The sequence below is a fragment of the Streptomyces dryopteridis genome (assembly GCF_049606955.1).
Lineage (GTDB): Bacteria > Actinomycetota > Actinomycetes > Streptomycetales > Streptomycetaceae > Streptomyces.
This window is the reverse complement of the sequence record NZ_CP187113.1, coordinates 3,020,254-3,031,637: the sequence shown is the minus strand read 5'-3', so window position 1 is coordinate 3,031,637 and position 11,384 is coordinate 3,020,254. Positions and strand designations below refer to the sequence as shown.

The window sequence follows — 11,384 nt, the reverse complement described above, 5'->3', positions numbered from 1 at the left end:
CAGCATGAGCAAGCACGTTCTGGCCCAGAACCAGTACGGCAAGGCCGAGAACCGCGTCGTCAAGGTCACCCGCAAGGGCAACGACGGGTCCTGGCACGAGATCCGCGACCTCAATGTCTCGGTCGCGCTCCGCGGCGAGTTCCGCGACGTCCACCTGACCGGTGACAACGGCAACTGCCTGCCGACGGACACGACCAAGAACACCGTGTTCGCCTTCGCCAAGGAACACGGCATCGAGTCGCCCGAGGCATTCGGCATCCTTCTCGCCAAGCACTTCGTCTCCTCCCAGACCCCGATCCGCGAGGCGCAGATCCGGATCGAGGAGTTCGCCTGGGAGCGGATCCCCGTCCCGACCCGCAAGGAGCAGCACTCCTTCGTCCGCAAGGGCCAGGAAGTGCGCACCGCGCAGATCACCTACGGCGAGTCCTCGGGCCTCCAGGTCATCTCCGGCCTGAAGGACCTGACCGTGATGAACTCGACCAACTCCGAGTTCCATGGCTACATCAAGGACAAGTACACGACCCTGCAGGAGGCGTACGACCGCATCCTGGCCACCAAGGTCACCAGCCGTTGGGCGCACTCCGCCCTCGCCGCCGACGACGTCGAGTACGACTGGGACCAGTCGTACAAGAAGGTCCGCAAGCACATGCTGGAAGCCTTCGCGGAGACCTACTCGTACTCCCTGCAGCAGACCCTGAACCAGATGGCCGAGCGGGTGCTCGACAACTGCCCGAAGGTCAACGAGGTCCGGCTGAACCTCCCCAACAAGCACCACTTCCTCGTCGACCTGGAGCCCTTCGGCCTCAAGAACGACAACGAGGTCTACTTCGCCGCCGACCGGATGTACGGCCTCATCGAGGGCACCATCCACCGGGACGGAGTGCAGCCGGTCATCGCGACCTCCGACTGGATCGTCGCCTGACCCTCGCACCACCCGGCGCGCCCGCCGTCCCGAGCCGCACGACCCGGCCCGGATCCCCTCGGGGGTCCGGGCCGGGCCCGTTCCCGGGGAGAATGGACCCGGTCAGGGGACGGACGAGACGAACTGCGGGCGGGCGCGGTCGGTCCGGGGGCGCGCCCCCGACGACCCGGTCCCGACCGGGACGAGGAGCGAGCGTGACGGTGGCGCGGGAGATCCCCGACGAGTACCTGGCAGGGTACGTCCACATCCTCCGCAGCGTGGCCGCCACCGGCCGGCGCCCCGACCGGCCCGAACTCGACGCGCGCCGCGCCCTCGGCGAGAAGGCGGCCGAGGCCGGGTACGGCCTGCGCGGGCTGGTGGGGGCGCACCTGGCCGCCACCCGGGCCGCGCTCGGCGGCCGGGTCACCCCCGACCACGTGATGGCCGCCGTGGAGATCGCCGTGGACGCCTTCGCCGAGGGATACGAGCGGGCCCAGCGGCTCGCCGTCCGGCAGGAGGAGGCCGCGCGCCGGGAGTTCGTGGACGACCTCCTGCACGGCATGAGCGACCTCGGCCGGCTCAGCGAGCGGGCCGCCCGCTTCGGGCTGCACCTCGCGCACGCGCATGCCGTCGCGGTGGCCCGCGGCCCCGAGGCATACGAGGACGCGGGCACCGCCATCCGTCAGGTGGAGCTGTGGCTCACCGGGCGGTTCGACACGCGCACCTTCCTCCTCGCCACCAAGGACAGCCGGCTGATCTGCGTGGCGCCCGGGGACCAGGACGAGGTGCTCGTGGCCTTCGCCAAGTACGCGTACGCCGCCGCCGGGCAGAGCGGCCACATCGCGATCGGCCGCCCCCACCCGGGCGCGGGCGGGGTCGTCACCTCCTACGAGGAGGCGCTGAGCGCCCTCGACCTCGCGGACCGGCTGCGCCTGGAGGGACCCGTGCTGCGTTCGGCGGACCTGCTGGTCTTCCCGGTGCTGGCCCGTGACCGGGCGGCGCTCGTGGATCTCGTGGTCAGCGTGCTGGGGCCCTTGCGGGCCGGGCGCGGCGGGGCGGAGCCGCTGTTGAAGACCCTCGGCGTGTACTTCGCGGCGGGGTGCGTGGCGGCCGAGGCGGCCCGTCGGTTGAACCTCAGCGTGCGGGCGTTGACCTACCGCTTGGAGCGGGTGCGCCGGCTGACCGGCGTCGATCCCGGGGACCCCGCCGATCGGTACACCCTCCAGACCGCCGTGCTCGGCGCCCGTCTCCTGGACTGGCCCCGCAATCCGGCGTGAGTCGGCGCGCTGTTTCACGTGAAACAGCGGGCCGCCGGGGGTGCGTCCGGGGGCCCTCCGATCGGGTGATCGTCCCGAACCGCCCGTGCCCGCCGGACCGGTGCGGCTACGGGGCCCCTGCCTGGACCTTCGCCCGAACGGCCGGGTCCCCGGGACACCCGAACGGGCCCGCGCCGGGGGTGGGCGAGGTGGACGCGGGGCCGTCGAAGGGGCAGAACACGAGGCGTTCGTTCTTCGACGACCGGCCGCCGGGCGACCGGTCGGGCCCGGCAGGGGTGAAGTCATGCGCGTGGACCGCTCGACGACGGTGATCTGCGGCCTGGTCACGGCGCTGACCGCGGCGGCCGGACTCTGGTTGCTGGGCACGAGCACGGCGGGAACGGTGTCACCGGATCCGGCCGCCGACGCGCTCGCGGCCGAACAGTTCCCGAGTCGGGTGCTGGGGCTGTCCGGGCACCGGAGGCTGTTGCGGGAGCTGGAGCAGGATCGGGAACGGGCCCGGGACCGGGTGCGGGCCCGCCGCTCCCCCGAGGGCGGTCGCGGTCCGCGTCCGGCCGCCGGGCCGGGCGGCCGGGCGGCCGGGGTGCCGCTGCGGGTGCGGATCCCCGCCCTCGACGTGGACCTGCCGCTGCGCACCGGGCCGGCCCGGGATCCCGCGACCCTCGGCACCCTCGGCGGCACCGGGGTGTTCTGGGACGCCGGCGGGCCGGTGCCCGGCGGGCTCGGCATGGCGGTGCTGGTGGCCGGTGCCCGCGCGGGCTGCGAACCCGAGCGCCCGCCCGGGGCCGGGGGCTGCCTGGAGTTGGCGGCGCTGCCGGTGGGCCGGACGGTGGAGGTGCCCCGGGCCGACGGTCAGACCGCGGTGTTCACCGTGGACCGGGTGGAACGGGCCGCCGACACCCGGGGCCGGACCCCGGCGGGGGTCCGGGCGGGCGCCGGCCGTGAAGCGCGCACCGGGGTGGGCCTGCGCCTGTCCGACGGCACGACGGTGGTCTGGGCCCACGGCCCGCGCGCCCTCGGCCCCCACCACCCCCGAACGCGGTGACCGAACAGCGCCGACGGACACCGTCCCCGGGCCGGTGCGGGTGTGGCCGGGGCGGGGCGCGGGCAGGTAGCGGTCACGTCCCCGGGCGGGAGGGGCCGCCGGGGCGCGGGGGACGCCCGTGACGAAGGTCAGCGCGGACTGACGCCGGACACACGTCCGGGGGAGCGCACGTCAGCCGACCGGCGAGTCCGCGTCCTCCGGTCGGGGTGTTCTGGACGGGTTTCGGAAACCTTCCGGGCGTGTCGGGGCACACCCCCGGCATGAACCGGAACCGCGCCGTACGCACTCGGGCCACCGCCGTGGCCTGCGTCGTGCTGCTCGCGTTCCTGGCCCTGCTGTCCCCGGGCCCCGGTTCCGCGCGGGCCGCGGCCCTCCGCGCCGCCACGAGCGCGGCCGGTCCGACGGCCGATCCCGTGCCCCCCGCGCCGGTCCACGGACCCGCCCCGATCTCGACTCCGGCGGGCCCCGCCGGCCCCGCCGCCCCGCCCGCGCCCTCGGGGCCGGGCGAGCCCGGGGAGAGCCAGTCCGACCCGGCGGCCGATCCGGAGGCCCGCCCGGCCGCGCGGAGCGTGGCCCGGGGCGAACCGGCCCGCCGGGCCCCCGAGACCACCGCCGCGGCCGTCCGCCCGCCCGCCCCGGGCCGGGTCGAGGGGCCGCGCCGAGCTCGTCCCACCGTCTCGGGGACGAGCCGGAGCGTGGTGTTGCGCTGCTGAGCGCACCGAGCAGGCATGTCCGCGGCGCCGCCCCGTGCGGTCGCCGCCCGCTCGGTACCGCTCGTCCGCATCGACACCCGTGAGGTTCCGTCATGCCCATCGACCCGTATGCCGCCCTGAACGCCATGATCCGCGCCGAGGCCGCCCGCTACACCCCGCCGACCGCCGCCGAGCGCGCCGCGCCGACCCCCGGCCCGCTGGACGGGCTGGACCCGGCGGGGGCCCGACGCCGGCGGGCCGAGCGTGCGCTGCGCGCCGGCGCCTCGGCCGAGGAGGCCGTCCCGGTCGCGGGGGCCGCGGCCCGCACCGCCTGAGCCGACCCCGCGTCGGACACGCCAAAACGCCGGTACCCGCGCCCTCGGCAACGGAGAGTGTGGTCACGTGAGGTTCGACCACGGGGCGCGGGTACCGGCGCCGTCCACCAGTGTGCGGGGCCGGGTTCCGGTCCCGCATCGGGCGACCGGCCCCGCCCGGGGCCGGTCCGGTCCGCCGAAAGCAGGGTGCGGGACCCGGCCCGACCGGGCCCGAGGACCCCGGCCCCGGGGGCTTTCAGTCCTCGCGGGTGTAGTAGCGGTAGAAGGCCACGACGCCGACGCCGACGGCCGTGCCCAGTCCCACGGCCACCGACCGGAGCAGGCTCTGGTTGGTCAGGCTGTGCAGGTAGCCGATCGCGATGCCGCCGAAGGCCGCGTAGGCCGCCGCCCGCGGTTCGCGCGCGAGCCGGGGACCGAACCGGGCCAACGCGAACATGATCGCGGCGAAGACCACGCCGCAGAGGATCCCGTAGAAGACGTTGCCCGCGTCCACGGGGCCCTGATGCCGTTGGATGAACGCCGCCCAGACCCCGTACACGAGGCCCGCGAGCAGCGGTCGGGTCCAGGCGCCCCGACCGAGGTGCCGCAGGTCGAGGCCCGCGCCGGGGGCGGTGGGTGCCGCGTGTGCCATGTCGCCGCTCCTGTTCGTGCGTCCGGCCGCCCGGGAGGCCCGGGGGCGGTCCTTCCAGGGCACACCCGTCCGCCACACCCGGCAACCCGTACGGCCGTACCCGCGCCCCCGCCGGCCGCGCCTCGCGCGCGAGGGCGCCCGCGCCGGGTTTCCCTGGGAGGGTGCGCACCACTGTCTCGGCGGTCCTGATCGCCCTCCTGGTCCTCCTCGTGCCCGCGAGCGCGGTCGCGTACTGGGCCGACCGCGAGTTGGGCGACGCCGACCGGTACACGGCCGCGATGGCCCCGCTGGCGGAGAACCCCGAGGTGCGGCGGGTGGTCGTGGAACAGGCGGGGCGGGCGATCTCCGCGCAGATCGACCTCGGGCCGTTCCGGGCCGGGGTGGAGTCGTTGTTGGAGGACGCGCTGCGCTCCTTCACCGGGACCCCCGCCTACCGGACCGCGTGGGAGGCGGCGAACCGGGCCGCGCACACGGCGTTCCTGAACGCGCTGACCCGGGACGAGCCCGGTGAGGAGGAGGCGGTGACCATCGACCTGGCCCCGGTCCTCGCGAGCGTGCGTCAGGAGTTGGTGGCCGACGGGGTGCCGTTCGCGAACCGGATCCCGGTGACGCACCTGCGGGTCAAGGTCATGGAGTACGAGAACCTCAAGGCGCTGCGGGAGGGCTTTCGCGTGTTGCGGACGCTGGGTGTGTGGCTGCCGGTGCTGACCCTGGTGGTGGCGGTGGGCGCGGTGGCGGTGGCGGTCCGGCGCGGGCGGGCGGTGTGCGCCGTCGGGCTGGGCATCGCCCTGGGCGCCGGGTTGCTGGCGATCGCGGTCGCGGTCTGCCGCGGGCTCGCGCTGGCCGATCTGCCGGCCGATGTGGACCGCCCGGCGGCCGAGGCGGTGTACGACGCGCTGACCTCGTTCCTGCGCACGACGGTGTGGTGGCTGCTCGCCCTGGGCCTGGTCGTGGCGCTGGGCGCGTGGCTGTTCGGACGGATCCGGCGGACCCGCGGGGCCGTGTGAGCCGGGGCGGACGGGGTTCGTGGGGCGGGGCGCGCGCGGCAGGTCGTAGGCTCGAACCGTACGCAACCCACCCGGACCCGCGCAGTCGGGGCAGTTCGCCTGCCCTGCCACCGGCCTCCCGCCCGTCCGACGGCACCCTCGGCACGGACCCACGCACATGAGCATCCGACAGATCCCCGGCGGCCCCGGCACGCCCACCCGCCGACCCGGCAGCGCCGGTCCCCGGCCCCATCCGCTGGCCCCGCCCGAGTGGCTGCTCAAGGGGCTGCGCCCGACGAGCGCGCCGATCCCCTGGGCCGCCGTGCTGCGGGCCTCCGTCGCGCTGGCGGCGCCGTTGGCGGTCGGTCTGTGGACGGACCGGGTGGCGTACGGGGCCCTGGTGTCGATGGGGGCCCTCTCGGGCGTCATCGGGGACACCGCCGACGCCTATCGGATGCGGATCCTGAACATCGCGGTGCCGCAGTTGTTCGGCGCGGTGGGGGTGGCGCTGGGCACGCTGGTGTACGGGCACGGCTGGTGGGCCGTGGGCGCGTTGACCCTGGTCGCACTGGTGTCGGGGATGATCTCCTCGATCGGGACGGTGGCCTCGGTCTCGGGTCTGCTGTTGTTGCTGAACGCGGTGGTGGGGGCCGGGCTGCCGATGCCGGACCCGTGGTGGACGGCGCCGCTGCTGCTGACGGCGGGCGGCCTGTTCGTGCTGCTGTTGACCCTGTTGGGCTGGCCGCTGCGCGGGCGGCGGCCGGAGCGGGCGGCCGTGGGTGCCGTGTACCGCGCGGTGGCGGATCTGTTGGAGGCCGCCGGCGGCCCCGGGTACGAGGTGCGCCGGCAGGCGGTCACCAAGGCCCTGGACACGGCGTACGACCTGGTGTTGGGGCGGCGGGCCCGGGTGCACGGGCGCAGTCCGTCCCTGGTGCGGATGCTGGCCCAGTTGAACGTGGTGATCCCGCTGGTGGAGGCCGCGCCGGCGGTGCACCTGCGGGGCCGGCCGCTGCCGGCGGAGGTGCCTGCGGCCGTGCGGGGGTTGGCGGCGGCGGTGGAGAGCGGGGCGACGGAGGTCGCGGAGCCGGTGTTGCCGGCCCCGCACGGGCAGGCAGAGCGCGCGCTGGACGCGGCCCTGCGGTACGCGGCGACCATCGTGCCGCTGGCGGAGCCGGACCCGTACAACGTCGACGACCGGCTGGGGCGGCCGGCGGCGCTGCGGGTGCGGGTGCGGCGGGCGGCCCGGGACATGGCCCTCTCCTCGGCGTCCTGGCGCTACGGCACCCGGCTGGCCCTGTGCATCGGGTTGGCGCAGGCGCTGGTCTCGCTGGTGGAGGTGGAGCGTTCGTACTGGGTGGCGCTGACGGTCACCTTCGTGTTGAAGCCGGACTTCGGGTCGGTGTTCTCGCGCGCGGTGCTGCGGGCGCTGGGGACGGCGGCGGGGCTCGTGCTGGCGGCGGCGGTGCTGTCCGAGGTGCCCCGGGGCTGGTGGGACGTGCCGGTGATGGTGGTGCTGGCGGCCCTGATCCCGGCCTTCTCGGTGAAGGGCTACGCCTTCCAGACGGCCGCGATCACCCCGGTGATCCTGCTGTTGTCGGACTCGCTGAACCACTCCGGTTTCGATCTGATCCGGCCCCGGCTCTACGACAGCCTGATCGGCTGCGCGATCACCCTGGTCGCGGGCTACCTGTTGTGGCCGGAGAGCTGGCGGACCCGGATCGGCGACCGACTGGCGGGGGCCGTGGAGGACGCGGCGCGCTACGTGGAGCGGGCCTTCGCCCCGGCGCCGGACGAGAGCACCCTGCGGGCGGTGCGGCAGGCACGGCTCCAGGCCCGGCGGCGGATCTACCGGGACCTGTCGGGGGTGCGCAGCGAGTTCCAGCGGGCCCTGACCGAGCCGCCGCCGGTGGGTGCGCGGGCGGCCGCCTGGTGGCCCCTGGTGGTGGCTGTGGAGCGGATCGTGGACGCGACCACGGCGGCGCGGGTCCGGGTGAACCACGGGGCGACGGCGCCGGAGCCGGCGGAGGTGGCCCGACTGGCCGCGGAGCTGCGGTCCCTGGCGGAGGTGGTGCGGTCCGAGGGCCTGCCCCTCACCCCGGTGGAGAGCGTCGCGGCGGAGGCCGCGGCGGGAACCGCCGGGATCGGGGCGTGCGCGGAGGGGCCGGGGGGTCCCGCCGCACGGGCCCGACGGTTCGCGCGGGCCCGGCGTCGCTCGACGGCGGTCGCCCGACGGACGGAGCCGACCCGACCGACCCGCTCCGCGCGGGCCGCGGGGGCCCGGCACCCGTCGGCGGAGAGCGAGGTGCTGGCCCCCGTGCACCGGGAGCTCGCGACGGCCCGCGGGCTGACGGCCCCCCGAGCGGACTGACCCCCGCCCTGACCCGGCCCCTGTTTCACGTGAAACAGGGGCCGGGTGGTCCGCATCGCGGACGGGGCACACCTTGCGTCTGTGTTGTATCTATGATGTGCGCATGTCTTCACCCGGCTCCGCCGCCACCGCCCCGCCCCCCGCACCTCCCTCCGACGGCGCGACCCGCCGTCCGCCCGCCGCCGCCGAGCGCGTGTACCAGTACGTCAAGCAGAGCGTGCTGGACCGTCGCTACGAGGGCGGGACGCTGCTCACCGAGGGCGAGCTCGCCGAGGCGGTCGGGGTGTCCCGGACCCCCGTGCGCGAGGCCCTGCTGCGGCTGGAGACGGAGGGGCTGCTCAAGCTCTACCCGAAGAAGGGCGCCCTGGTGCTGCCCGTCTCCGCGCAGGAGATCGCGGACGTGGTCGAGACCCGGCTGCTGGTCGAGGAGTTCACCGTGCGCCGGGCCACCCCGGCCCCGCCCGCGCTGCTGGCCCGGCTGGACGAGCTGATGGCCGAGCTGCGGGCCCACGCCGCCCTCGGGGACCTGCCGGCCATGATGGCCGCGGACCGGGCCTTCCACGCCGAGATCGTGCGCTGCGCCGGCAACGCGATCCTGTCCCGGCTCTACGACCAGTTGCGGGACCGACAGCTGCGGATGGGCGTGGCCCTGCTGCACGCGCACCCCGAGCGGCTGGCCAAGACGATCGCCGAGCACGCCGAGATCCTCGCGGCGATCCGCTCCGGCGATCCGGACACGGCGGCCGCCGCCGTACGGGCGCACGTGGGCCGGGTGGGCGCGCTGGTGCGCGGGGAGGAGTCCCGGTGAGCGCCGCCTCCCCCACGGCCACCCCCTCCCTCCGCCCGTCCGGGCCGCCCGGCGGGCGGCGCGCGGTGCTCATGTGGTCGATCGGCGTGGCCGTCTACTTCGTCGCCGTCATCTTCCGCACCAGCCTGGGCGTGGCGGGTCTGGACGCGGCGGACCGGTTCCACGTCAACGCCTCGGCCCTGTCGACCTTCTCCCTGCTCCAGTTGCTCGTCTACGCGGGCATGCAGATACCCGTCGGCCTGATGGTCGACCGGCTGGGCACCAAGCGGGTGCTGACCCTGGGCGCGGTGCTGTTCACCCTGGGGCAGCTCGGGTTCGCCCTCTCCCCCAGCTACGGCATGGCGCTGGCCGCCCGGGCCCTGCTCGGCTGCGGGGACGCGATGACCTTCATCTCGGTGCTGCGCCTGGGCACCCGCTGGTTCCCCGCCCACCGGGGCCCGCTGATGGCGCAGTTGGCGGGTCTGGTCGGCATGGCGGGCAACCTGGTCTCGACCCTGGTGCTGGCGCCCGTGCTGCACGGGATCGGGTGGGTGCCGGCCTTCGCCGGCAGCGCGGTGGCCGGTCTGGTGGTCCTCGTCCCGCTCGTCCTGTTCCTGCGCGACCACCCCGAGGGCCAGGCCCCCTCGACGCCGGCCCCCGCCGCCCCCGGCGGTCGGAAGCCGGCCGGGGGCTTCGTGCGCCGACAGATCGCCGATTCCTGGCGGGAGCCGGGCACCCGGCTGGGCCTGTGGGTGCACTTCACGACCCAGTTCCCCGCGATGGTCTTCCTGTTGCTGTGGGGCATGCCCTTCCTGATCGAGGACCAGGGGCTGTCCCGGACCGCGGCCGGATGGCTGCTGACCCTGGTGGTCGCGGCCAACATGGGCTTCGGCCTGGTCTACGGGCAACTGGTGGGGCGTCGTCAGGGAGCGCGGATCCCGCTGGCCCTCGGCACGGTCGCCGGCACCGCCCTCCTGTGGGCCTCGGTGCTGTTGTGGCCCGGCGAACGGTCCCCGATGTGGTTGCTGGTCACGCTGTGCGTGGTCCTGGGCACCTGCGGCCCGGCCTCCATGATCGGTTTCGACTTCTCCCGACCCGCCAACCCCGCCGAGCGGCAGGGCACCGCCTCGGGCATCACCAACATGGGCGGGTTCATCGCCACCATGACCACCCTGCTGTCGGTGGGCATCCTGCTGGACGCCACCGGGCAGAACTACCGGATCGCGTTCGCCACCGTGTTCGTGGTGGAGGCGGTCGGCATCGCGTCCATCCTGCGCCTGCGCGGTCCCGCGCTGTCCCGGGAACGCGAGGTCCGGGCCGAGGCCCTGGCCCTCGCGACCGCCGGGGCCGTCGTGGTGGGCCCCCGGGCCACGAAGGACCCCGCCCCCGAGAAGCCCGTGGCGGAGCAGGCCGTGTCAGGGAAGCCCGTCCCCGCCCCGAGCGCTCCCCGGGGGTGATCCCGGGTGCCGGCCGTGCGTGTTTCACGTGAAACACGCACGGCCGGTCCGCTCAGGGGGTCACGGAGAACTCGCGCAGGATCGCCTCGCCGAGCTCCTGCTCCCCGTGCACCCGCAGCCGGTCCGCCGGCACGGTGCGGGCCCGCACGCGGCCGGTGGCCAGCCGGTGGTAGGTCTCCCAGTCGGTGGCGATGGTGACGGCCGGGCCGAGCGCGGGCGCCAGGTCCAACACCCCCCGGCCGTCGGCGTCCACCCGTACCGTCCGCAGGAACTCCACCGGGCCGTGCACGTCGATCACCACGGCCGAACCAGCCGGGGCACCGGCCCGCCGCGCGACCACCTTGGGCAGCCCGGACACCAGCAGGTCGCGGGCGATGAACGCGCCGGGGGAGTCGAGGTTTCCGGGGGTCTTCAACGCCGTCCGCAGGTCCTGCTCGTGCACCCAGGCGTCGAAGGCCCGCAGTCGCAGCGAGTGTTCCAGGGTGACCTGGTCACCGAGCGGGCCGCGCACGAAGGTGCTCGGGTCCCGTCGCTCGTTGCGCAGCTGCCGGGCGCGCCGGATCAGAGTGTACTCCAGCTCGGAGGTCATCTCGGGGGAGGTGTGGTGGCGCCGGACGTCCACCTGCACCTCCATGTACCGGCTGAACTCGTCCACCACGTGCCGCAGGTCGCGCGGCAGGGTGTGGATCGGGCGCGGGTCCCCGAGCATCTCCGTCTCGATGCCGATCAGGTGGGAGACGATGTCGCGCACCGACCAACCGGGGCAGGGCGTGGGCCGGTTCCAGTCGCTCTCGGGCAGCGCCTGGACCAGCTCGGATATCGCTTCCATCGAGTGGGCCCACGCGTCGGCGAACGGTTGCAGGTCGGGATGGACGTCGCGGACATCGTGGACGGTCAACGAGACC

General features: G+C 75.2%; 11 protein-coding genes. 9 read left to right on the top strand and 2 right to left on the bottom strand.

The window, feature by feature from the left end; genetic code table 11:
- The first annotated feature begins 4 nt into the window (after positions 1–4).
- The 5 genes from pucL (at position 5) to ACN20G_RS12885 (ending at position 4,250) form a co-directional block, all read left to right on the top strand.
- The gene (pucL, locus tag ACN20G_RS12905) at positions 5–922 is read left to right on the top strand and encodes a factor-independent urate hydroxylase (protein ID WP_424212896.1); all 918 of its coding nucleotides are present in this window, start codon (positions 5–7) and stop codon (positions 920–922) included.
- A gap of 194 nt (positions 923–1,116) precedes the next feature.
- Positions 1,117–2,178 carry a PucR family transcriptional regulator gene (locus tag ACN20G_RS12900; RefSeq protein ID WP_424212895.1) on the top strand — a complete coding sequence of 354 codons (1,062 nt, stop codon included), beginning with the start codon at positions 1,117–1,119 and terminating at the stop codon, positions 2,176–2,178.
- Positions 2,179–2,461: 283 nt separating this feature from the next.
- Positions 2,462–3,223, top strand: a complete 762-nt coding sequence (locus ACN20G_RS12895; protein ID WP_424212894.1) for a hypothetical protein — start codon at positions 2,462–2,464, stop codon at positions 3,221–3,223.
- Between the two features lie 260 nt (positions 3,224–3,483).
- Positions 3,484–3,936: a hypothetical protein gene (locus ACN20G_RS12890; RefSeq protein WP_424212893.1), complete on the top strand. Its 453-nt coding sequence runs from the start codon at positions 3,484–3,486 to the stop codon at positions 3,934–3,936.
- A 92-nt stretch (positions 3,937–4,028) separates the two neighbouring features.
- Positions 4,029–4,250, top strand: coding sequence for a hypothetical protein (locus ACN20G_RS12885; protein ID WP_424212892.1), 222 nt, complete (start codon positions 4,029–4,031; stop codon positions 4,248–4,250).
- Positions 4,251–4,485: 235 nt separating this feature from the next.
- Here ACN20G_RS12885 and ACN20G_RS12880 read toward each other — a convergent pair whose 3' ends face one another.
- Positions 4,486–4,881: a hypothetical protein gene (locus ACN20G_RS12880; protein ID WP_424212891.1), complete on the bottom strand. Its 396-nt coding sequence runs from the start codon at positions 4,879–4,881 to the stop codon at positions 4,486–4,488.
- Positions 4,882–5,042: 161 nt separating this feature from the next.
- Here ACN20G_RS12880 and ACN20G_RS12875 point away from each other — a divergent pair, with 161 nt between their 5' ends.
- From ACN20G_RS12875 to ACN20G_RS12860, 4 genes are all read left to right on the top strand, one after another.
- On the top strand, positions 5,043–5,888 hold the full coding sequence (locus tag ACN20G_RS12875) for a hypothetical protein (RefSeq protein ID WP_424212890.1): 846 nt from the start codon (positions 5,043–5,045) through the stop codon (positions 5,886–5,888).
- 157 nt (positions 5,889–6,045) lie between these two features.
- Positions 6,046–8,235, top strand: coding sequence for an FUSC family protein (locus ACN20G_RS12870; protein WP_424212889.1), 2,190 nt, complete (start codon positions 6,046–6,048; stop codon positions 8,233–8,235).
- A 103-nt stretch (positions 8,236–8,338) separates the two neighbouring features.
- Complete coding sequence (locus tag ACN20G_RS12865) at positions 8,339–9,043, top strand: GntR family transcriptional regulator (RefSeq protein WP_424212888.1); 705 nt, start codon at positions 8,339–8,341, stop codon at positions 9,041–9,043.
- A 71-nt stretch (positions 9,044–9,114) separates the two neighbouring features.
- The gene (locus ACN20G_RS12860) at positions 9,115–10,479 is read left to right on the top strand and encodes an MFS transporter (RefSeq protein WP_424215495.1); all 1,365 of its coding nucleotides are present in this window, start codon (positions 9,115–9,117) and stop codon (positions 10,477–10,479) included.
- A 52-nt stretch (positions 10,480–10,531) separates the two neighbouring features.
- On the opposite strand, the gene ACN20G_RS12855 is transcribed toward ACN20G_RS12860, so the two are convergent.
- Positions 10,532–11,308, bottom strand: a complete 777-nt coding sequence (locus tag ACN20G_RS12855; protein WP_424215494.1) for a maleylpyruvate isomerase family mycothiol-dependent enzyme — start codon at positions 11,306–11,308, stop codon at positions 10,532–10,534.
- Positions 11,309–11,384 lie beyond the last annotated feature (76 nt).